18 protein-coding genes are annotated in these 21,826 nt (G+C 35.2%); 9 read left to right on the forward strand and 9 right to left on the reverse strand.

All coding sequences use genetic code 11. The features are described 5' to 3' along the window. The first annotated feature begins 59 nt into the window (after window positions 1-59). The 3 genes from CHELV3228_RS06225 to CHELV3228_RS06235 are packed head-to-tail and all read left to right on the forward strand — an operon-like array spanning window position 60 to window position 3,432. Window positions 60-632, forward strand: coding sequence for a molybdenum cofactor guanylyltransferase (locus CHELV3228_RS06225; protein ID WP_115588767.1), 573 nt, complete (start codon window positions 60-62; stop codon window positions 630-632). Next, window positions 629-1,633, forward strand: coding sequence for a phospholipase A (locus CHELV3228_RS06230; RefSeq protein WP_082200164.1), 1,005 nt, complete (start codon window positions 629-631; stop codon window positions 1,631-1,633). Before CHELV3228_RS06225 ends, CHELV3228_RS06230 begins: the two co-directional genes overlap by 4 nt. Continuing rightward, entirely contained in the window at window positions 1,633-3,432 is a 1,800-nt protein-coding gene (locus tag CHELV3228_RS06235; protein WP_082200165.1) for a motility associated factor glycosyltransferase family protein, read from the forward strand. Before CHELV3228_RS06230 ends, CHELV3228_RS06235 begins: the two co-directional genes overlap by 1 nt. Here CHELV3228_RS06235 and CHELV3228_RS06240 read toward each other — a convergent pair. The 5 genes from CHELV3228_RS06240 to CHELV3228_RS06260 form a co-directional block, all read right to left on the reverse strand. Further along, window positions 3,421-5,574 carry a polyribonucleotide nucleotidyltransferase gene (locus CHELV3228_RS06240; protein WP_082200767.1) on the reverse strand — a complete coding sequence of 718 codons (2,154 nt, stop codon included), beginning with the start codon at window positions 5,572-5,574 and terminating at the stop codon, window positions 3,421-3,423. The two genes, CHELV3228_RS06235 and CHELV3228_RS06240, sit on opposite strands and share 12 nt — an antisense overlap. 65 nt (window positions 5,575-5,639) lie before the next feature. Then, window positions 5,640-7,685 (reverse strand): LPS-assembly protein LptD, encoded by a 2,046-nt coding sequence (locus CHELV3228_RS06245; protein ID WP_082200166.1) that lies wholly within the window; start codon window positions 7,683-7,685, stop codon window positions 5,640-5,642. Further along, window positions 7,675-8,127 (reverse strand): RDD family protein, encoded by a 453-nt coding sequence (locus tag CHELV3228_RS06250; RefSeq protein ID WP_082200167.1) that lies wholly within the window; start codon window positions 8,125-8,127, stop codon window positions 7,675-7,677. The genes CHELV3228_RS06245 and CHELV3228_RS06250 overlap by 11 nt, the downstream gene beginning before the upstream one ends. Further along, entirely contained in the window at window positions 8,127-9,374 is a 1,248-nt protein-coding gene (gene purD / locus CHELV3228_RS06255; RefSeq protein ID WP_082200168.1) for a phosphoribosylamine--glycine ligase, read from the reverse strand. Before purD ends, CHELV3228_RS06250 begins: the two co-directional genes overlap by 1 nt. A gap of 230 nt (window positions 9,375-9,604) precedes the next feature. Then, window positions 9,605-11,020, reverse strand: coding sequence for a hypothetical protein (locus tag CHELV3228_RS06260; RefSeq protein ID WP_082200169.1), 1,416 nt, complete (start codon window positions 11,018-11,020; stop codon window positions 9,605-9,607). A 171-nt stretch (window positions 11,021-11,191) separates the two neighbouring features. Between CHELV3228_RS06260 and CHELV3228_RS06265 the strand changes: the two genes are divergently transcribed. The 4 genes from CHELV3228_RS06265 to CHELV3228_RS06280 are packed head-to-tail and all read left to right on the forward strand — an operon-like array spanning window position 11,192 to window position 14,750. Further along, on the forward strand, window positions 11,192-12,169 hold the full coding sequence (locus tag CHELV3228_RS06265) for a DNA adenine methylase (RefSeq protein ID WP_234980986.1): 978 nt from the start codon (window positions 11,192-11,194) through the stop codon (window positions 12,167-12,169). A gap of 2 nt (window positions 12,170-12,171) precedes the next feature. Continuing rightward, window positions 12,172-12,921 carry a BsaWI family type II restriction enzyme gene (locus CHELV3228_RS06270; RefSeq protein ID WP_082200170.1) on the forward strand — a complete coding sequence of 250 codons (750 nt, stop codon included), beginning with the start codon at window positions 12,172-12,174 and terminating at the stop codon, window positions 12,919-12,921. Next, window positions 12,918-14,141: a TRM11 family methyltransferase gene (locus tag CHELV3228_RS06275; protein ID WP_082200171.1), complete on the forward strand. Its 1,224-nt coding sequence runs from the start codon at window positions 12,918-12,920 to the stop codon at window positions 14,139-14,141. Before CHELV3228_RS06270 ends, CHELV3228_RS06275 begins: the two co-directional genes overlap by 4 nt. Before the next feature lie 3 nt (window positions 14,142-14,144). Next, window positions 14,145-14,750 carry a GIY-YIG nuclease family protein gene (locus CHELV3228_RS06280; protein ID WP_082200172.1) on the forward strand — a complete coding sequence of 202 codons (606 nt, stop codon included), beginning with the start codon at window positions 14,145-14,147 and terminating at the stop codon, window positions 14,748-14,750. A gap of 171 nt (window positions 14,751-14,921) precedes the next feature. Here the strand turns inward: CHELV3228_RS06280 and pheA are convergent, their stop codons facing one another. The 4 genes from pheA to gpmI are packed head-to-tail and all read right to left on the reverse strand — an operon-like array spanning window position 14,922 to window position 19,032. Further along, window positions 14,922-15,983: a prephenate dehydratase gene (gene pheA / locus CHELV3228_RS06285; RefSeq protein ID WP_082200173.1), complete on the reverse strand. Its 1,062-nt coding sequence runs from the start codon at window positions 15,981-15,983 to the stop codon at window positions 14,922-14,924. Next, window positions 15,971-16,738: an HAD-IIA family hydrolase gene (locus CHELV3228_RS06290; protein WP_082200174.1), complete on the reverse strand. Its 768-nt coding sequence runs from the start codon at window positions 16,736-16,738 to the stop codon at window positions 15,971-15,973. The genes pheA and CHELV3228_RS06290 overlap by 13 nt, the downstream gene beginning before the upstream one ends. A 20-nt stretch (window positions 16,739-16,758) precedes the next feature. Then, a complete protein-coding gene (gene fabG, locus CHELV3228_RS06295; protein ID WP_082200175.1) occupies window positions 16,759-17,502 on the reverse strand; it encodes a 3-oxoacyl-ACP reductase FabG in 744 nt (247 codons plus the stop codon). A gap of 51 nt (window positions 17,503-17,553) precedes the next feature. Beyond that, window positions 17,554-19,032: a 2,3-bisphosphoglycerate-independent phosphoglycerate mutase gene (gene gpmI / locus CHELV3228_RS06300; RefSeq protein WP_082200176.1), complete on the reverse strand. Its 1,479-nt coding sequence runs from the start codon at window positions 19,030-19,032 to the stop codon at window positions 17,554-17,556. A 77-nt stretch (window positions 19,033-19,109) separates the two neighbouring features. On the opposite strand from gpmI, the gene mraY reads away from it, so the two are divergent. After that, window positions 19,110-20,171 carry a phospho-N-acetylmuramoyl-pentapeptide-transferase gene (mraY, locus tag CHELV3228_RS06305; RefSeq protein WP_082200177.1) on the forward strand — a complete coding sequence of 354 codons (1,062 nt, stop codon included), beginning with the start codon at window positions 19,110-19,112 and terminating at the stop codon, window positions 20,169-20,171. A 172-nt stretch (window positions 20,172-20,343) separates the two neighbouring features. Continuing rightward, window positions 20,344-21,711 carry an SLC13 family permease gene (locus CHELV3228_RS06310; RefSeq protein ID WP_082200178.1) on the forward strand — a complete coding sequence of 456 codons (1,368 nt, stop codon included), beginning with the start codon at window positions 20,344-20,346 and terminating at the stop codon, window positions 21,709-21,711. The last annotated feature ends 115 nt before the right edge of the window (window positions 21,712-21,826 follow it).

The raw sequence follows: 21,826 nt of genomic DNA on the forward strand, positions 1-21,826 counted from the left end.
AAGATATTTTTAAAATTTATGCTAGAATTTGGGCTGTTTTTTGAAATTTAAGGATAAAAATGAGTGCGTTTTTAAATGCGGTAATTTTATGTGGCGGCAAATCTTCTCGTATGGGGAAAGATAAAAGTTTGCTTAAAATTAATCAAAAAAGCCTCGCAGAACTTGCCCACAAAAAACTAACCCCGCTTTTTAAAAAGGTCTATCTCTCCAGCAAAGATGATAAATTTAACTTTAAAGCGGACATCATAAAAGATGATATAAGTTTTCAAATTTACTCACCTATGTTAGCACTTTATTCTATTTTAAAGCATTTTAAAGATGAATTTGTTTTTATCTTGGGGGTGGATTTTGTGCGATTTTCCGAAAAGGAACTTGAAAAATTAGAACTTTTTTTGAATCAAAATTATCAAATCATCATTCCAAAAACAAAACTCTACAAACATAGTCTATGTGGCTTTTATCACGCATCCTTGACACCACTTTGTGAAGAAATGCTTCAAAAAAACGAACAAAAAATTTCTCTCTTATTTGATAAAGCATCGACCAAATTTGTCGATTTTGAAAGTGAAAAAGCCTTTTTAAATTTAAATTATTATGATGAGTTTTTAAAATATCAAAGCGAGTGCCGATGAAGAAATTGTTTTTAACCTTAAGCCTTTTTAGTTTGTGTTTTGGCGATGATTTAAGCAAGGCATTAGAATATGAAAAAAGGGGCGATTATGAAAAAGCTATGCAACTTTATAAAAAAATCGCTCTTAAAAATCGACCACAAGAATTCAAAAGCACACAAACTCAAGTAATTCAAACGCAAAGCACCAAACAGGAAACTAAAACTCACACCACTCAAAAAGAACGAGAACTTCCTAGAAAAGATAATTTTGCCAAAATAGCCCTTGCAAATTATTTGGGAGATGAAAGTGCCTTTAACCCTCTTGGCATTAGCTCCTATAAGATGAATTATTTTTTACCCTTTTCACACACTAATCACGACTTAAGCGGCTCTAAAAATGAAGTCAAATTTCAAATCAGCATCAAAAAACGCCTTTTTGAAAATTTATTAGGACTTGACGAAAAATACTATCTAGGCTATACGCAAACTTCGTGGTGGCAGCTTTATAAGCACTCTTCTCCTTTTAGAGAAAATAGCTATCAACCTGAATTTTTTGTTGATTTTCCTATCCATTTTGACGGATACGATTATTTTAATAATCTTAGGCTAGGATTTTTACACGAAAGCAATGGCAAGGACGATGATCACGAGCAGTCTCGCTCTTGGAACAGGCTTTACGCCTCCACGACCTTTTTATACAAAAGATTTTTAATTGTTCCTAGAATTTGGTATAGAATTAACGAGGACGGCGGAAGTGATGATAATCCTGCTATGGAGCATTATATGGGAAATTTTGATGTGAATTTGGGCTATTTGGGCAATGATTTTTTCATCAATACTATGCTAAGAAATAATCTCAATTTTTCGCGTAACAAAGGCGCTGTGCAAGTTGATGTGGGCTATGATATTTTTAATAACGGCATTTATTATTATGTGCAGTATTTTAACGGCTATGGCGATAGTCTCATCGACTATAACAAACGCTTAGAGCGTATTTCTACGGGCTTTTTGATTTCTTACTGATGTTTTTAGAAAAAAATTTATCCGCCATAAATTCTAGTGTTTTTAGCGAATTAAGCCACAAAATTATCTCCTACCTTCAAAGCGGTGAAAAAAGCAGCTTAGGTGAAAACGGGGGGGGTCTTGCGTATGAAGAGGGTGAAAAAGAGCGGCTTTTTGATGAAATTCGAGCGCAAAGTTTGCGTTATCCTTTCATCTGCCTTTTTGGCATAGGAGATGGTGAGCTTTTAAAAAGGCTTATTCCCTCATACCCTCTTATTATCGTCTTTGAAGAGAATTTAGACTTTTTCATTTCGGCTTTTTCACGCTTTGATTTTAGTGAGGATTTTAAGCAAGGTAGGGTCATTTTTGTCGATACTAGTAGTGAAAAATTAGAGCTTTATCTCACTATGCTTTTTTCGACTAAGCCTTATTATCAATACCTTAGCCTTTTTGAGCTTTTTATGAACGGAAACTTTTATCATCGCTTTTATTTGGAAAAAGCAAAAGCCGTGCATAGACTTTGCGAAAGCGTTATTTTTACGACTTTAAGCACACTTGGCGTGTGGGCTAAGGACATTTTATTTAGCGTTTATGAAAATTTTCTTTCCAATGTGCCTTTAATGCTTGAAAATATCCCCATAGCAAGGCTTATTGAGGAGAGAAAAAACAAATTTGAAAATGCCATTGTCATCTCAGCGGGTCCAAGCCTTAGCAAACAACTTCCCCTTTTAAAAAAGGTGCAAGAAAATGCTGTGCTTTTTTGTGCGGATGGGGCTTTAAATGTCGTCTTAGAGCAAGGCATAGAGCCTGATTATATTTTAAATACAGACATTAGTGATTTTGCAAAGGCTTTTTTACATCAAATTCCAGCCAAAAGCCTCCTTATAAACGGCTACTCCACTCACCCTAAAACCTTAGAAAGCCTTAAGGGTAAAAATTTAAGCGTGGTGCTAGGCACGAAAGACGGCGTTTGTCAATATAACTTTTTTAAAGACTTTGGTTTTATAGAGCTTGGGGGCAATGTGAGTCATTTTGCTTACGCACTAGCCTTAGAGCTTGGCTTTAAAACTATCATTATGCTAGGACAGGATTTAAGCCTTGACTTTAATGGAAATTCACACGCCAAAGGCTATGCTTTTGGGGAAAATTATGAAACAGATGCAAAGATAGAGTATTTTAAAGTCAAGGCTTATAAAGGCTTGGGTGAGGTTACAACGCATATTACTTGGGATTATTATAGAAAAGATTTAGAAAGGCTTTTTCTTTTAAATAAAGATAAAGCGACTTTCATCAATTCAACAGAAGGCGGGGCTTTCATCAAATTTTGTCAAGAATTAAGCTTTAAAGAAAGTGCAAAAATTTTAAATACGAAAAAACCAAATTTTAGCCTTACAAAGCCCGTTACTCAAAATAAAGCAAAGAAAATCCTAAGCAAATTTAACGCTAAAGTCAAGGCAGATCTTAGAAAAAGTCAAGGTATGCTAGAGGGAGCAAAAGAGCTTTTAAACGCTTTAAATACCATACTTGAAAGTAAAAAAACTCTCCCCCTTAGTTTTTTAGAAAAAGTCAAAAAGATGATTGATGAATTTGACGGGAAATTAGAAGAGGACGAATTTTTAAATGACGGGAAATTAGGCTTTGTATTTTATAAAAAAGGAGAGCTCATTTGTGAAGTTTTAAAAGCTAGGATAGAAGATGAAAGCCTATTTCACCTTCATTATATCAATGCCTATAAAGAGTGGCTAGGCTTTTTCATAGAAAATTTAAACCGCAAAATAGACATTTTAAGAAATGGCTTAGAAAACTCTCTAAGAGAGTAAATCCACTGAAATTTTGCCATTTTTAATCTCACTGATTTTTACATCAATCTTATCATTTTCACTCAATTTAGTCTTCATTTTAGAGCTATGGAGTAAGCCATCGACCCCGTCTTTTAAAGCGATGAAAGCTCCAAAAGGGGCTATTTTTTTAACTTCAGCCCCAAGAAATTCTTCACCCACTTTAAAATGCGCTAAATCTTTAGAAAATTTCTTTCCCTTACTTGTAATGCTGATGATATAATCTTTCGCCGCTTTGATTTGCTCACTTTGATTTCCAGCGATTTTCACCTCGCCCTTTTCTCTATCCAAATCAATCGAAACGCCAAATTTTTCGATAATCTCTTTAATCGTCTTACCTGCTTGCCCTATAATATCGACGATTTTACTAGGTTCAACGCTAAAAAGTTCTAATTTTGGTAAAACATCTTCATTAACGACAATTTGCGCGTTAGCTTCTTCCATTAAATCCAAAATGTGAAGTCTCGCCTCTCTTGCTTGATAAAGGGCATTTTTAAGAATTTTCTCATCAATCCCACCTAATTTAATATCCATTTGAAGTGCGGTAATGCCATCCTTGCTTCCAGCGACTTTAAAATCCATATCCCCATCGTGGTCCTCAAGTCCCATAATGTCCGTTAAAACCGCGTAATTATCACCCTCTAAAACAAGCCCCATAGCCACGCCCGCTACAAGCTTGATGCTAGGAACTCCAGCCGCTCTTAAGGCTAGTGAGCCACCGCACACACTCGCCATAGAGCTAGAGCCATTACTTTCTAAAATTTCACTCACCAAACGCACCACATAAGGATAATTTTCATCAACACTTGGATAAAGCGCTCTTTTAGCTAAATTTCCGTGTCCAAGCTCTCTTCTACCCGGCGCCTTAATAGGACTTGCCTCGCCCACAGAAAAGCCCGGGAAATTGTAATTTACCATAAAGCGTTCGCTTATAGGATTTTTCTCATTCAGCAAATCTACCATTTGTGCGTCATTTTCCCCACCCAAAGTTGCCACAACTAAGGCTTGAGTTTGTCCGCGTGTAAAAAGACAAGAGCCGTGCGCGTTTGGTAAAATGTTTGTTTCTATTTCTATGGCTCTTACCTCGTTTAAGGCGCGTCCGTCAGCCCTTTTTCTCTCTTTTAAAATTTGTGTTCTTACAAGCTCTTTTTTGACCTTAGAAAGAGCGTTAAAAACATCTTCTTGGCTGTATTTATCAATGATATTTTCAAGCTTCATAAGTTCTTTAGTGATTTTTTCTAGCTCACTTGCTCTTTCACTTTTTGCCATTTGATTGATAGCAAATTTAATCTCTTGTGTGAAATTTTGCTTGATAAATTCAAAAAGTTCGATATTTTCAATTTCTGCCCTAAGTTCTAATTCCTCATTTTTGCGGTGTTTAGAAAATGCTTCTTCGTAAGCATTTGAGCCGTTTAATATTGCTTTCTGTGCCAAATTTAAAGCCTCAATGACCTCATCTTCGCTTAATTCATTCATCGCTTGTTCATAAATGCTAGTTCCAGATAAAGCCTCCGCAAAACTAGTTTCCACCATAGCCCCACCCTCACTCTCGCTTGGTAAAGCTCTCATTTCTATCATTAAAAGTTCATCCTTAACACCAGCCACATAAAGGTCTAGCGTGCTTTCTTTAAGCTTAGAATTGCTTGGATTTAACACAAAATTATTATTAATCCTCGCAATTCTTACCCCACAAACAGGCGCTTTAATGGGAATTCCGCTTAGATATAAAGCCACACTCGCAGCATTTAAACTCATTACCTGTAAATCCACCTCATCATCCGCAGAAAGCACCATTACAACAATTTGCGTAGGATAAGCATAGCCTTTAGGAAAAAGTGGTCTTAAACTTCTATCAATAATCCTTGCCGTAAGGGTTTCATTATCTCCGGGCTTGGTTTCTCTTTTAATATAGCCTCCCGGAATTCTACCTGCTGCATAAGCCTTTTCGATGTATTGCACCGTTAAAGGTAAAAAATCTTCTTCGACCTGCTTATCCTCTCTTGCCACAGCAGCTAAAACTACGCTTTTACCCACTCTCATTAAAACAGAGCCAGCCGCTTGTTTAGCAACTTTATCTATATCAAAAACCTCTAAATTTTGATTAATTTGTATGCTGTATTGCATCGTGTTTCCTTTATCATTTGATAATAATTTTTTGAAATTTTTAAATAAATTTAACATCTTTTTTCCTAAATTTTATTCTCATTTTCTTGCAAAGCAAAATCATAACCCACGCCACCAAGAGGATAAAAATTAAACACAAAATAAAATCCGCTTTGATTTTTAGCTGTAATACCCGCACTTGTAAGCTTAGGGTCGATTCTTTCCCTATACATTAAAGAATAATTCCAGCATTTACGCTGATAAGTATAGCCAAGTTCCCACATATTCGCGTGTGCTCTTTGTGTGTCAAACCAAATTCCGCCAAAAAGATTATAATTTGCATTGACATAATAATTTGTTCTCGTTCCTATAAAACTGTATTTTCCATACTCATCATTTTGATAAGCGTGAGAAAATTCCCAGTTAAATTTAGGATTTAAACTTAAATCAATTTGACTTAAAACATTACTAAAACGCGTGTCAAGATGGGAATAAGTTACTTCATTATTGAAACTAATATCTTCGTTGTAATAATAAGTTAAAAGATTTTTACTTTCTTCAAATTCATCGCGTCTGCTTAAATAGCTCACATCAATGCGGTTTTTAAGCTTTTTTTCACCCGCTTCATTATAAAAATACTGCACCAAGAAAGGATTAATTTTCTCATCAATTTGCTCCAAATTTAAGTAGTCCTCACTCACACCGCCTGACTTACCCCCCGGCAAAATGTAATCCACTCCTAAATTTAAGGTATGGAAAAAATTCTCATAAGATTTAGAAAGGTCAGTATAAAAACTAAATTCGTGTGTGCTTCTATAAAAATGCTCGTGTTCTTTTTGCGGGTCGTGAGTATAATTAACAAAAGAAGCGTCTAGTCTCTCCGTAAAAGCAAAATGTAAAAAATCATCAAAAAAAGCATTATGATAAGACAGAGGTAGGCTTACATTAATATTATTCGCATAAGGTCCTATGCGTCTATAATAATTATTGAAACTCACATCAAAAGAATAGCGTATCCTCTCATCAAATAAAGAATTTAAAAAGCGGTGGTATTGAAATGATGGATATTCCTGTAAGGTGTCTTTATTATGCGTTTTGGAAGTGTCGATATAGTATTTTCCATAAGCTCCGTAAAAATTATTTTCATCGGCAAGAAAATAATTAATCCTTGAAGTAATCAAAGAATTTAAATCTTTATAATCGCGTCTTCCCAAATTTAAATAATCCACATCATTAAGATAGGTCGCATCAATCCACAAGCCTTCTTGGAAATTATCCCCAAGTAAAGATTTAATCAAATCCGTTCTTAAATATTTAAGTTCCACACCAGCGTGAGTTTGGTTTTCTAAATCCTCATCTTTAAAATAATCCGAATTCTCCCTAAAAGCTCCAAAATTTAGCTCTCCCATCGATGAAGAAGAATCGATAAATCTTAAGGTTGAGTAAAGTCCATAACCCCTATTTGTCCTTACTTGGGGATTAAGCTGCAAATCCCAATTTTCGTGCGTAGTAAAATAAATAGGTTGCTCATAAAATAACCCCTCATCACCCTTTATGCTAAATTTAGGCACCAAAAGCCCTGTGCGTCTTTGAGTATCCGTGCTAAAGCCAAAATATGGCGTATAAAATACAGGGATATTTTTAATATACAATCTTGCATTATAAAGATGCACAAAATTCGTTTCTCTATCTAACTCACCCTCGCTAAATTTTATTTCCCAATCAGGATCTTCGACATTACAGCTTGAAACAGATGAAAGTGTGGTTTTAAAATTTTTATCATCTAAACAACTCTCATCGCTCTTAAACCACACTTCAAGATCATTATTTGCAAAGAAAAATTTTTCAAACTTTGCTTCATTAGTGTCAAGATTTAATTTTGCGTAGTTGGAGTGAGAGCGTTCATTTTGCCCTCTTAAAATATTTACATCACCAAAAAGCTCCACCTCAGAGGTCTTTTCATTATAAATTGCTTTATTTGCCGTGATGAAATAAAAATCGGAAAATATCACAACATCATCATTTGCGATGAGTTTATCTCCCTCTTTTTTTGCCTCTATGGCATAAATATCCACTTGAGCGGCATTTAAAGCTAATGAAGAAGTTAAAATAAAAGAAAATTTACGCCACATCAATCACCACAGTCCTAGCTAAATAATCTTGCCAAGTTTTACGCAAAACATTTCCCAAAGCCCAAGCAAAACCTAGCATAAAAGCCATACTGCTAAATTGCCTAAATAAAGCCCTAAGACAGCTTTGAGTCCAGTTTGGTTTATCTAAAAATTGCTCATCAATCACGATAATTTTGCACACCATCTTCCCCAAACTTGCCCCATAAAGTGCCGTAAAAATAGCCTGATAACTAAATTGAAGCACGAAAAAACCTAAGGAAAAATTTCCCAAAATCATAGCAATATCAAAATAATCCTTCGCATTTGCAAGCTTGTCATAAAAGATGATAAAAACGATACAAGTTAAAAGAAATTCATCGATTAAATAAGCCCACACCCTCTTAGGAAAACTAGCTATTTTAAGCCCTTCTCGCTCTAATTTATCTTGTAAATTTTCGTTCATTAATTAACCTGATAGCCTATATCTTTTCTAAAATGCTTCCCTTCAAAACTCACATTTTCACAAAGCTCATAGGCTCTTTTTTTCGCATCTTGCATACTTTCACCCACACCAACGCAAACCAAAATTCTCCCTCCATCAGCGATGAATTTATCATTTTCTAAGCTCACCCCAGCATAAGAAATATGCGAATTTTCAGGCACACTAGAAACGCGAATTTCGCTTTTTGGTGAAGCCTTAAAAGGATAATTTGCCCCAGCACAAACAACTCCCACAGCAAATTCATCTTTTAAATCAAGCTTAAAGCTATCTAATCTTTTTTCACTCGCAGCCATAAAAAGCTCGAGTGGATTATTGATTAAAGGCATTAAGACCTCGCACTCAGGGTCTCCAAAACGCACATTAAATTCCAAAACAAAAGGATTGTTTTCAACGACCATAAGCCCTACAAAAAGCACTCCGCAAAAAGGATTATTTTCTTCCTTCATTCCCTTAAGCGTTGGAGCTACTATCTCACTTTTCACACGCTCTAAAAGCTCTTTGCTAGCCAAAGAACTCGGTGCATAAGCACCCATACCGCCCGTATTTGGACCCTCATCGTTATCATAAAGTCTTTTATGGTCTTGTGCTGCTGGCAAAAGGACAAAATTTTCTCCATCACAAAGAGCAAAAATGCTTAACTCAAAACCATCTAAGAATTCTTCTATCACAATTTTACGCCCAGCCGCACCAAAGCTCTCACCACTAAGCATCTTGGCAGCCTCTTGTACAGCTTCTTCTTTGCTTTTGGCGATTATGACGCCTTTCCCTGCACATAAGCCGTCCGCTTTCACAACTATGGGCGGAGTTAAGCGGCTTATAAATTCTTTTGCTTCTTCTAAATCGCTCGTATTGATAAATTTTGCCGTTTTAATCTTATGCCTTTGCAAAAATTCTTTCATAAAAGCCTTAGAGCTTTCAAGCATCGCGGCATTTTTTGTTGGTCCAAAAATTTTAAGATTTAAAGCTAAAAACTCATCGACAACGCCCTGCTCTAAAAAAGCTTCACTTCCAACGATACAAAGTTCCACACTCTCATTTTTAGCGTATAGAGCAAGTTCTTTCATATCTTTTATATCGACATTTTTGCCAAGCTTCGCACTTGCACCATTTCCAGGAACAAAAATAAATTCTAAATCTTTTTTCTCTTTTTTTAAGGCTAAAGCTATGGAATACTCCCTAGCACCAGCTCCTAAAATCATAATTTTCATTTTTTCTCCTTAAAACCCAAGCAGCCGTTTTACAAAGATTGACCCCAAAAAGTCAAAGAAACCGCTAGGCAATTTTTAAAGGCTGCAACTTCTCGCTTCTTTCGAAACTCAAACGACGCCACAGACACGGTAAATCGCACTTTCGCAGTAAATAAAAATGTGTTGGATCACTTTAAATATCACAAACTGCTCAGGCAGATGAAATTATAGTCTTATTTAGCTTAAAATTCTTATATTAGCTTAAATTTCGTTTTTCCCGTCTTGTCAAAATGCTTACCTTGCAAAATAACATCTGCCGCACTTTCCCAAATATGCGCTTCATCTATATAGACAATGTCAAAATTATTATCCCGCATTAAAGATTGATAATTGACCTTTTTAGGCGCATATTTGACGATATAATATGGATTCAGTGCAAAAACCTCCACCTTAACCTTGCAAAGTAGGTCCAAATCAGAAGTTACGACAAGAAATTTCTTTCTTTGCTCTTTTGTGATTTTTTCTATATAAACTAGAAGTTTTTGGTCGAAAGGATTAAGTGCTGATTTATTAAGCCTACTTAAATAATGCTCCGCAAAAGCCAAAGAGCAAAAAGAATTTTCTATATTGCTTCTCGTAAAATAAGAATTTTTCACCCCAGAAGATTTTAAAGAAAGTTTCCAAATTTTCATATCCATAATGGTCGCACAAAGATTCAAGCCTGTAACGATTTTATTAAAAAGCTTCTCTCTTGAAAGCTTGAAGGCATTTTCAAAAATACCAAAATTCTTTTTATAAAAATCATCGCGAATCGCCTCTAAGCGTTTCAAACTTGTGCGGTAGTAAGTCGCCTCTTTAGCAAGTTTATCGAAACGCTCTTGTTTAGCTTGCATTTTGGCAGGGTCCATAGTCGCCGCCCTTGCATTCATCTCAAGCCTTAAAGTTTTCATTTGAGCTTCTAGAGATTGGGCGCGATTTTTCCTTGTATCTATGGTAGAAATAAGCGCTTGGTAATGACACTGCAAAGAAAGAAAAGTTTCATTAAATATCCTCGTTATATTTATCATTTTATGCTTATCTTTCATATCATTATAAGAATTTTCTAAGTGCATAATAATGCTTTTTAAAGAACTAAACTGCGTTTGGTCCGTTGAGTGGTCCATAAAAATCAGCGTATCTAAAGATTTATTCAAAAAACGCTTTAAAATAAAATAATCCAAAATACAAGGAATTTGCTGCTCATCATCAACATTTTGCTTCAACGCTTCAACGGAAAGAATTTCACAGGCAAAATACTTTTGAATCGCTTGAGGTATGGTAAAAGAAAGTGGAATTTTCTCTATGGTATCATAGTCCGTTCCTCTATAAAGTTCCGTGATGTAGGCACTGCGTCTTGAATTTTGCAAATCCTCCAATGCCTCATCGCTATCCGTTCGCCAAAAATCATTTTCCGTGATAAAATCACCCTCTTTAAATTCTTGGTAACGAGAAGGACGAACGCTTGTTATTTTCTTACCCTCAGAGCGAAATTCTACAAGCATACCCGTGCTTGGCATACTTCTTTTATCGCTCCAAGTTTGGCGATTAAACTCAAAAAAAAGTTTAGCCGAATTTGTAACAGTTCCCCTACCGGTAGAATCCACATAAATCGCTATTTTGCCGTGCATTATTTCTTCCTTGAAATTTCATAAATAAAAATTTAACACAAATAAACTTATAGTTTAATTTTTTCTTTCAAATTTAAAAAGCTCTTCATCGCTAAAGATGAGAAGTAAATTTAAACTAAAATGCTAAACTTTTGCATTTCAAAATTTACACGCACATAAAAAAGGATAATTTTGACACAAAAAATAAACCAATCCAATTTATTTACTCTTTACGATACGACAAAAAGGGATGCATTTTTACATAAACTCAAAGGCAAAAATCTCGCCTATAAACGCTACACAAAATCCCCTTTGCGCTATGGTGGGGGTAAGTCTTTGGCAGTGGGTTTTATTATGGAGCATTTTCCAAGTGATTTAAAAAGACTTATTAGCCCATTTATTGGCGGGGGAAGCGTGGAGATAGCTAGCGCACTAGAGCTAGACATTGAAGTGTTAGCTTATGATGTATTTGATATTTTGGTAAATTTTTGGCAGGTTTTAGTTGCAGATTCTGGCGCACTTTATAAAGAGCTAACTAAGCTAGAGCCAACAAAAGAAAATTATGCAAAAATCAAAAATGAGCTTGCTTTATTTTGGAATGAGCGGCATAAAAATCCTAATAATAAACCCGCTATCAAGCTAGATTCTCTAAGTCTTGCAAGGGATTATTACTTTAATTTTAATCTAAGCTATGGACCCGGATTTTTAGGCTGGATGAGTAAGATTTATGAGGATAAAAACCGCTATCTTAAGGCTTTAGAAAAAATAAGAGATTTTAAAACGCAAAATCTCAAAGTAGAAATGGCAAGTTTTGAATCCGTATTTGAAAAATACCCTAATGATTTTTTCTACTGCGACCCGCCGTATTTTTTGGAAGGGGATTCTAAAATGTTTAAAGGGATTTATCCTATGCGAAATTTTCCCATTCATCATAATCACTTTAATCACGAGCTTTTAGCAATTTGTCTTAAAAATCATAAGGGTAAGTTTATTTTAAGCTATAACGATTGTGAGTTTGTGCGAAAAGCTTATAAAGATTTTAAAATCTTAGAGCCAAAATGGCAATATACAATGGGACAAGGCGAAACAAGAATGGGTAAAAATCGTGTTATGCGTGGCGATACAGACAACACCAAACAAAGCCACGAACTTTTGATTATAAAGGAGTAGAAATGCTAAACAAAAATGAGACAAAAACCCTGCGAGAGATAGAAGGCAAATATTATATGCAGCCTATGCTTGAGTCTATAATGCAAGATTTAAGAAATGATAAGCTTGATTTGAAAGAAGTTTTTAATCATCTTTATGAGTATTTGCTAAATTCCAAAGAAGCGGTTGAAAAACTACTAAAAGAACGCGTTAATCAAAATGAAATCAAAGATATAAATCAAGCAAGAAAAAGTATAGCAGGAAGTGCTTTTTCAAATCTTATTGTTTGGGTGTTTTTAAAAAATAAAGAAAATGGAAATATTGATAAAGATATTTTTATCACCGCTAAAATTTCGCAAATCCCACATTTTAAAGATTTATTTTATATAAAAGTGGGAGAAGAAACACAAAAGCCAGATGTTGATTTGATGATTTATAGGCTAGATTCTAAGCAAAATTTAGCGAGTTGCCTTATTCTTTCTCTTAAAACTTCATTAAGAGAAAGGGCTGGACAGACATATAAGTGGAAGCTTTTAATGGAAATTGCAAACACAGAATCTAGCATTAAAGAAAAATATAATATTAGCTACAATCCACCTATTCAGCCCTTAGTGTGTTTTGCTACCGTTAATTTTTACAATGAAATTAACAATCCGCAACATAGGGGTATGTTTAAATTTTTTGATTGTGCCTTTATAGGAAAAAACATACAAACAGACGCTTTTATTAAACCTTTAAGCTATATGCTTGATTATATCGCGGAGCAATTATGACCCTAGCAATACAAGAATCCATAAAAACTATATATAATCCAAAATATGATTTTTTAGGGCAAAGTTATGCTTCAATGTATCCTAATTTACATAAATATCCAGCCACTATGCTCCCACAAATTGGCTATGAGCTATTGAAAGAATTTAAAGCAGAGAAAAGCACACTTTTAGACCCTTATTGTGGAAGTGGAAGTAGCTTTATGAGTGGCTTGGAGTATGGTATAAAGCATTTTGTGGGCTTTGATTTAAACCCTTTAGCAATCCTCATATCAAAAGCTAAACTTAACTATATAGAAAAAGAAAATTTATTAAGAGAAAAGGATAATTTGCTTGAAAATATGATAAAAATTGTGGAAGCTAAGAGAGCTAATATTACAAATATTGATTTTTGGATAGAGAAACAAGCACAGATAGATTTAGCCCTTATTTTTCACCATTTAAATAATATTAAGGAACAAAATATAAAAAACTTATTTTTACTTGCATTTAGTGAAACATTAAGAGAAGTGAGCTACACAAGAAACAACGAATTTAAACTTTTTAGGATGAAAAACTACGAGAGTTATAAGCCAAATGTTTATAAAGTTTTCAAAGAAAAATTAGATTATATTATTGATAATTATTTACTTTTTTATCAACATAAAATAAAAAATGTTACACACAACATTACAAACTCAAGTTTTACAAATACTACTGAAAAATTTGACACTATTCTTACTAGCCCACCTTATGGCGATTCTAAAACAACGGTAGCTTACGGACAATTTAGCACTTTTATCAATGAATATATGGGCTTTAAAAACGCAAGGAAACTCGACTCGCAACTTTTAGGTGGCAAAAAATCAAAAGAAATTTATAGCAAAGGGATAATGCAAGAATACATACAAGAAATTGCTAAACTTGATAAAAAAAGAGCCTTAGAAGTTTCAAGTTTTTATGTGGATTTAGAAAAAAGTATTTTAAATTTAATAAGTGCCTTAAATGTCAGTGCCAAAATCTTTTTTGTAGTGGGCAATCGTCAGGTTAAAAAAATACAGCTTCCCACTGATAAATTTATCGCTGAAGTTTTTTGTAATAACGGTTTTAAACATTTAAGCACCATAAAACGCAAGATTCCTAATAAGGCTATGCCACTTAAAAATTCTCCTACAAATCAAGCCGGAATCCTATCTAGCACGATGAATGAAGAATGGATAGTGGTGTGTGAGAAAAAAGGATAATAGATGAAAATAGCACAAGTCAAAACTGCATTTAAAATCGCTGATGTGGAATTTGTAAGCGGTAGCACAAAGCTTAATTTTAATTACTTAAAAGATTTAAAAGATGAAAATGGCAAGGCACTATCACAAAAAATTTTAAGTGAAAATGTAGCTAGGGTGTATCTTATTGTAGTAGATGGCGAGATTAAAAAAATTGGTGGAAGTGGGGCAACAGGTGGAATCAAAAGCACTTTAGAAATTTATAGAGACGGTGGAGTAAATGGGCGTCCAGCCGTAAGAAGCTTTGGGATATGGTATTTTTTATATCACACGATTTTGCAGGGTAAAAAAATAGAATTTTATATGATTTACCAAGAAAATTTCGAAAAAGAAGTCAAAGGATTATTTGGCTTGAAAAAGGTCAAAAATGTTTCCATTTCTTATAAATTTATAGAGCAGTGTTGCGTGGAAGATTATTTAAGCGTGGAAAGCGAACACCCAGAGTGGAATGTGCAAGAACAGGGATTAAGTTGGCCGCTTGAGATAAAAAATAAGCACGCAGAAATTCTAGCTAACGCGCAAAATAGAGAAAAGAAAATCAAACGCAAGGAAGTGAGACTTGATAAATAATAAAAATCCCAAATACAATACTCTGGGATACATTTTAAGGCTTTAATGGCAAGGGTAAAATAAACCCGAGGATGAAGCTCATAAAGAAAAGCTAGAGCAGCTTAACTACGCCCTTAAAGAACTTGCCAAGAAGATAGAAATAAAAGTGTATGAATACGGCTTTTTACAAGCCTAACACTCTTTTAGATAAGAGCCAAGCCAAACGATGTCTTCATTACCCTCTAAAGCTCTTTTGATATTTTCATCTTCGATATGCCCCTCAAAATCGATATAAAAACTATGGAGAAATTCTTTTGCTTTTACAGGACGTGATTCAAGCTTAGTTAAATTAATATTTTCTTTTTTGAAATTTTCAAGTAAGGCACTAAGTCCGCCGGGTTTATGTGCGGTGTGTGCTAAAATGGAGGTTTTACAATGCTGCATTTTTGGCGTTGTAATATCGCTTAAGATTAAAAAACGCGTCCTATTTGCGGCATTATCTTCTATCTTGTCAAACAGCAAAGGCACATTATAAATTTTTGCGGCGATTTTAGAACAAATGGCAGCGGAATTTTTATCCTGCGAAGCGAGATAAGCAGCGTTTGCGGTCGATTTAGCGGGGACAAATTCCACAGCATTTAAGCCGTGGCTTTCTAAAAATTTTCTACACTGATTATAGCCTTGTGGGTGCGAATAAATGCGTTCGATTTCCTTGATATTTTCGTTAATCCCCACAAAAGAATGATGGATATCCATATAAATTTCACCAAAAATTTTAAGCTCCTCATACACCCCTAAGCAGTCGAGGGTAACGCCTACCGCCCCTTCCGTATTATTTTCTATCGGCACGACACCAAATTTCGCTTCCTTGTTCCTAAGCTCTTTAAAAACATCCTCAATCGTCGCTAGTGGGATATAACGACTCATCGCCCCAAAACGCATTCTAGCCGCTTGATGAGTATAAGTTCCCTCCGGTCCAAAATATGCCACCGCCTGAGGCAATTCCAAATTCCTAGAAACAGCAAAAACCTCCCCATAAATTGCCTCAATGGCATTTTGGTCTAGCGGTCCTAAATTTTGACTTTTTAAACGATTGATAATTGCTCTTTCACGCTCTGGTCTATAAATGGCTGTGCCTAAACTTTGCTTAAGTTCCCCTATATTTTTCACATAAGTCATTCTCTCATTTAAAAGCTTTAAAAGCTCATCATCAATTGCGTCAATTTTTAGTCTAAATTCCTCTAAATTTGGCACTCAAACTCCTTTTTAAATTCCAAAATGCTCTCATACACCCCGCTTAAAATGCTCGAATTTAAATTCTCCACACTCTTAATCTTCCCACTTAAAACTAAAATGCACCGCATTTTAAGCGCATAAGCCTTAACTAAATCACCCTTAAAATCATCGCTTATAATGCTAATATCGCTAAATTTAATCCCACTTTTTTGCAAATTAATCAGCCTTAAAGCCTCTTTATAAAACGCCTCACTTGGCTTTCCCACTACTTCATAATTTAAATTTGTGGCGTTTTTAAGCATAGCCATTATACTTCCCACACCCGGATATAAAAAACCATCTTTTTTATAAAGGCTTGTCTCGTGCATAGCGATGATTTTCACACCATTTTGTGCCATTTCTATCATCTTGGCAAAATCCTTAAATTTAAAATCATCATAACTTGCCAACAAAAGGGCTTCAGGCGTTTCAAAATCAAGTGTAAAGCCTAAATTCTCAAGACTATCTATAAATTCACGCGCACCAAAAGCTGCTACCCTACAAGGCTTAAGATAAGAGCTTAAAACACAAAACGGGTCTAAATACGCCCCATCTTTTATCTCAAGCCCTTTTTGACGCAAAGTTGTTAAAAAATTTAAATCCTTTGTATTATTAGTGATAAGCACATAGGGGATATTTTTATGATTTAAAAGCTTTAAAAGCTCTTTTGCTCCAGCGATTAAAGATTTGTCCTTGTCGCTAATGAGCGTTCCTTGCACATCTAAAAATAGCATTTTATCCCCTTTCGCATAAGCTACATATACAATCCGCCGTTGATTTTAAGCACATCTCCCGTTACATAAGAGGCATAATCGCTCAGTAAAAATGCTACACAATTTGCCACTTCCAAAGGCTCGGCAAAACGCCTAAGAGGGATATTTTCCGCATAGCTTTTTTTCACCTCTTCGCTTAAAATTTCAGTCATATCACTTTTGATAAAGCCCGGTGTTACGCAGTTAAAACGCAAATTCCTACTCGCCCCCTCTCTTGCAAAAGACTTGGTCATCGCTATCATACCGCCCTTACTCGCACTATAATTCACCTGCCCAGCATTTCCCATTTCACCAACGATAGAAGCGATATTTACCACAGCTCCAAAACGCTTTTTACTCATCGCTTTTAACGCTTCTTTGCAACCTAAAAACGCCGAATTTAAATTTGTATCCACCACGCCGCTAAAGTCCTCAAGGCTCATTCTAAGAGCGAGTTTATCATTTGTAACTCCAGCATTATTTACCAAATAACTAAGCTCTCCATCGCTTTCTACGATGAGTTTAAAGGCATCGGCAAATTCTTCTTCCTTGCTTGCATCAAATTTAATCAAAGCAGCCTTGCCACCACTTTTTTCAATCTCTTCTTTTAAAGCGTCTGCAAGTTCTGGCTTGGAGCGATAGTTAATCCACACTTTTAAACCAAAATTTGCCAAAACTCTTGCGATTTCCGCACCTATACCCTTACTAGCCCCTGTGATTAAAACATTTTTTCCACTAAATTGCATTATTTTCCTTTTCTATAAAATCGTTGAATTCTACTTTAAATTGATAAATGCTTAAAATAAAGCCTCATTCATCTCTTTTGGAATTTCAAGGTCTAAAATTTTAAGCACACTAGAAGCTATGTTGCTTAAACCCATATTTTGCTTTATTTGTTTGCAAATTTGTGCCTCGATAAAAATAAAAACATCAAAGGTTGTGTGATTTGTCAGCAAATTTCCATTTTCATCTTGCATCGCCTCGCAATTTCCGTGGTCGCTTGTGATGATAAAGGCATAGCCTTGCTTTCTCGCCTCATCTACGATTTGCCCCAAGCATTTATCCACAGCCTCCACCGCTTTAACGGCGGCATTAAAATTGCCTGTGTGTCCTACCATATCACCATTTGCAAAATTCACAACGATGAAATCCTCCCCCTTTTTTATCCCTTCTTTGACGACCTCACACACTTCAAATGCACTCATTTGTGGCTTTTCATCGTAAGTTTTTATCTTAGGACTTGGGATTAAAACCCTCGTTTCATTTTCAAGTAAATCCTCTTTTCCTCCGTTAAAAAAGAAAGTTACATGGGCATATTTTTCCGTTTCTGCTGTGTGAAGTTGCGTTAAATTTGCATTTGAAATCACCTCAGCAAGAGTATTTTTAAGCTCTTCTTTTTCAAACAGCACGGGGATATTAAATTTATCATCATAAACACTCATCGTCAATAACTTTGCAAAACGCTTTTCTTGTTTTAATGCAGTAAAATTTTCCGCACTTAAAAGCTCGACCAATTGCTTCATTCTGTCATTTCTAAAATTAATAAATATCAATCCATCATCCTCATTTAAGCCGTCAAATTCTTCGCTTATCACAGGCTCGATAAATTCATCAAATACATCTTTTTGATAATTTTCCTCCACATAAGCACTCATTTTTTGCACCCTCTTGGCTTGACCCAAAAGTGCTTTATAATACGCCTCCACTCTCTCCCAACGCTTATCTCTATCCATCGCATAAAAGCGTCCGCTCAAACTTGCCAAATGCACCCCTTTAGCCTCACAAAAATTTTCTAAATCTTTAATAAAATTTAAACCACTTTTTGGCGAAACATCACGCCCATCGCTAATAGCGTGCGCGAAAACTTCCCTGCCTTCATTTTTACAAATTGCAAGCAAAGCGTTAAAATGCGTATGCAAAGAATGCACCCCCCCATCGCTATAAAGCCCTATAATATGCACTCTTTTGCATTTATTAAGTAAAGCTTTCAAATTTGCGTTATCTTTAAGCGTATTGTTTTCTATGGCTTTATTGATTTTGACTAAATTTTGATAGATAATGCGCCCACTTCCTATACACATATGCCCCACTTCACTATTTCCCATTTGTCCTTCTGGAAGCCCCACAGCCAAACCGCTCGTTTTTAACAAAGCATTTGGCACTTCTTTAAAAAATTTTTCATAATTTGGTTTTTTCGCCGCATTAAAAGCATTAAATTTTGAACTTAAATTATGCCCTATCCCATCGGTTATAATTAAAATACATTTTTGTTTCATTTTCACTCTTTTTATAAGGATATTTTTGGGAAAATTCTACTAAAATTAAGCTTTTAAAAAGCAAATAAAAGGCTAAAATGTATTATTTTTCTGAACTAAGCTCCTATGCTTTCTTTACTTATATCAGCGTTCGTGCGGGTTTTGCGTTTTTCATCGCTTTAATTTTAAGCTTGTTTTTAATGCCCAAATTTATTGCTTGGGCTAAGGCAAAAAACGCCTCCCAGCCCATTTATGAATACGCCCCAAAAAGCCACCAAGAAAAATCTCACACCCCAACTATGGGCGGTGTAGTTTTTACCTTTTGTGCAGTATTTGCAAGTTTATTGTGTATTAAATTTGATAATTTATTTGCATTAATGGCACTTTTGTGTTTAATAAGCTTTTGCTTTATCGGCGTAATTGATGATTTAGGCAAAATTCTTAAAAAAAATAATCACTCAGGACTAAGCCCTAAGGCTAAACTTTTAGCTCAAATTTTTGCCTCACTTTTATGCCTCGTACCTTTATATTTTAGCGGGGTTTTAGACTCTGAGTTTTACCTCCCTTTTTATAAATATCCGCTTTTTAATATGTATATTTTCGCGCTTTTCTTTTGGATTTTGGTGCTAATTTCAAGCTCAAATGCTGTAAATTTAACAGACGGACTTGATGGACTTGCCACAGTTCCCTCCATTTTTTCCTTAGCTACTTTAGGCGTGTTTTTATATTTAAGCGGGAATTTAATTTATAGTGAGTATTTATTTTTACCTAAAATTAATGGACTTGGAGAGGTTGTTATCATTTGTGCTGCGCTCATCGGTGCTTTAATGGGCTTTTTGTGGTATAACTGCTACCCAGCACAAGTATTTATGGGAGATAGTGGAAGTCTTACACTTGGTGGTTTTATAGGCTTTTTAGCCATAGTCAGCAAAAATGAAATTTTGCTTTTCCTTATAGGTTTTGTTTTTGTTTTAGAAACAATTTCCGTCATTTTACAAGTAGGAAGCTTTAAAATTTGGGGCAAAAGAGTTTTCAAAATGGCACCCATTCATCACCATTTTGAAAAAATCGGCTGGGTAGAAAATAAAATCATCGTCCGCTTTTGGATGATAGCACTACTTTCTAACCTCCTCGCCCTCGCCTCACTCAAAATAAGATAATTTCAATTTAAAAGGTGTAATTTATCAACACCTTTTAAGCCACTTTTCAACAATCAAAATAAAGGTGTGTAAATTCGTAAAAACTTAATAAAAATTCACTCCACTTAAAATAAAATTTCATTGTTTTAATGCTATACTTTCCTTTCAAACAATTTCTTAAGGAGAGCTTATAATGTCAAATTCTACTAAAACTTTCATTATTGTAGCTGATATTATTTTGTTTATTGCACTACTTGCCTTGTTACCTTTTGAAACAAAAGTAAATCAAGGCTTGGCTATTTTAGCCTTTATCGCGGTTTTGTGGCTTAGCGAGGCTTTGCATGTTACCATTACTGCGATTTTAATTCCTATTTTAGCCGTTATAATGGGCTTAATGCCTACCAAATCCGCCCTACACGGCTTTGCCGACCCAAATATATTTCTCTTTTTTGGCGGCTTTGCTTTAGCTGCAGCGATGCACTTTCAAGAACTTGATAAAATCATCGCTCAAAGAATTCTTGTGTTAGCTAAAGGAAATTTTGCCCTTGCCACAATCTACATCTTCCTAACAACCGCATTTTTATCAATGTGGATGTCAAATACCGCCACAGCCGCTATGATGCTTCCTCTTGCTATAGGTATGCTTTCCCAGCTTGATTATGAAAAAAATAAAAATACCTATGTTTTTGTGCTTTTGGGTATAGCCTTTAGTGCGAGTATCGGCGGTATAGGCACTTTGGTAGGAACACCGCCAAATGCCATCGTAGCGACAAATTTAAACATCACTTTTGCGCAGTGGCTTCAATATGGAATTCCTATTGTTCTCATCTTTATGCCTTTGATGATTTTTGTTCTCTATTTCACTTTTAAACCAAATTTAAAATTTCAAATCAATACAAATTTAGAACAAAAAATCCCTATGGATACTCAAAAATACATCACTCTAGTCATTTTTGCCGTTGTAGCTGCGTGCTGGATATTTAGCTCACATATCAATCCTTTTGTTTCAAATTTATTAGGATTTGAGAAAAAAGTCGCCGATTTTGACAGCATTATCGCCATATCTGCCGCTGTTTTGGTTTGTGCTTTTAGGGTAGTAAGCTGGAAAAAAGTCCAAGAAAATACCGACTGGGGCGTTTTAATGCTCTTTGGTGGAGGCATCACTTTAAGCCTTGTTTTAAAAGATAGTGGAGCAAGTAAGATAATGGCAGATGGTATCATCAGCCTAATCGCTGGAGGTCATTTATTTTTAATTGGGCTTTTGGTTTCTCTATTTATAGTATTTTTGACAGAATTTACCTCAAACACAGCTTCTGCAGCACTCTTAGTCCCACTTTTCATTTCTATAGCCGAGTCCTTAGGCGCTCCCCCACTTGGCTTAGCCCTTATCATAGGTATAGGTGCAAGCTGTGCCTTTATGCTGCCTGTTGCAACTCCGCCAAATGCCATAGTCTTTGGCACGGGCTATATTAAACAATCTCAAATGGTGCGTGTAGGAATTTATCTTAATATCCTCTGCTCCATTATCATCGCCTCGATGGCGTATTTCTTCTGGCTTTAAAGCTTAAAAGAGAAGTCTTGCTACAAGATTTCTCTTTCTAAATACCTCGTTTTCTTTTGCTCTTAAATTTAGAATTATGTGGAGTTTAATGTTACAAAAGGCGAACTAATAAACG

This window comes from Campylobacter helveticus (genome assembly GCF_002080395.1).
Classification (GTDB): domain Bacteria; phylum Campylobacterota; class Campylobacteria; order Campylobacterales; family Campylobacteraceae; genus Campylobacter_D; species Campylobacter_D helveticus.

What these genes read in the sequence shown, in the direction of transcription:
- CHELV3228_RS06225 (WP_115588767.1), top strand. Translation starts at nt 60, where the DNA reads ATGAGTGCGTTTTTAAATGCGGTAATTTTATGTGGCGGCAAATCTTCT.
- CHELV3228_RS06230 (WP_082200164.1), top strand. Translation starts at nt 629, where the DNA reads ATGAAGAAATTGTTTTTAACCTTAAGCCTTTTTAGTTTGTGTTTTGGC.
- CHELV3228_RS06235 (WP_082200165.1), top strand. Translation starts at nt 1,633, where the DNA reads ATGTTTTTAGAAAAAAATTTATCCGCCATAAATTCTAGTGTTTTTAGC.
- CHELV3228_RS06240 (WP_082200767.1), bottom strand. Translation starts at nt 5,574, where the DNA reads ATGCAATACAGCATACAAATTAATCAAAATTTAGAGGTTTTTGATATA.
- CHELV3228_RS06245 (WP_082200166.1), bottom strand. Translation starts at nt 7,685, where the DNA reads ATGTGGCGTAAATTTTCTTTTATTTTAACTTCTTCATTAGCTTTAAAT.
- CHELV3228_RS06250 (WP_082200167.1), bottom strand. Translation starts at nt 8,127, where the DNA reads ATGAACGAAAATTTACAAGATAAATTAGAGCGAGAAGGGCTTAAAATA.
- purD (WP_082200168.1), bottom strand. Translation starts at nt 9,374, where the DNA reads ATGAAAATTATGATTTTAGGAGCTGGTGCTAGGGAGTATTCCATAGCT.
- CHELV3228_RS06260 (WP_082200169.1), bottom strand. Translation starts at nt 11,020, where the DNA reads ATGCACGGCAAAATAGCGATTTATGTGGATTCTACCGGTAGGGGAACT.
- CHELV3228_RS06270 (WP_082200170.1), top strand. Translation starts at nt 12,172, where the DNA reads ATGCTAAACAAAAATGAGACAAAAACCCTGCGAGAGATAGAAGGCAAA.
- CHELV3228_RS06275 (WP_082200171.1), top strand. Translation starts at nt 12,918, where the DNA reads ATGACCCTAGCAATACAAGAATCCATAAAAACTATATATAATCCAAAA.
- CHELV3228_RS06280 (WP_082200172.1), top strand. Translation starts at nt 14,145, where the DNA reads ATGAAAATAGCACAAGTCAAAACTGCATTTAAAATCGCTGATGTGGAA.
- CHELV3228_RS06290 (WP_082200174.1), bottom strand. Translation starts at nt 16,738, where the DNA reads ATGCTATTTTTAGATGTGCAAGGAACGCTCATTAGCGACAAGGACAAA.
- fabG (WP_082200175.1), bottom strand. Translation starts at nt 17,502, where the DNA reads ATGCAATTTAGTGGAAAAAATGTTTTAATCACAGGGGCTAGTAAGGGT.
- gpmI (WP_082200176.1), bottom strand. Translation starts at nt 19,032, where the DNA reads ATGAAACAAAAATGTATTTTAATTATAACCGATGGGATAGGGCATAAT.
- mraY (WP_082200177.1), top strand. Translation starts at nt 19,110, where the DNA reads ATGTATTATTTTTCTGAACTAAGCTCCTATGCTTTCTTTACTTATATC.
- CHELV3228_RS06310 (WP_082200178.1), top strand. Translation starts at nt 20,344, where the DNA reads ATGTCAAATTCTACTAAAACTTTCATTATTGTAGCTGATATTATTTTG.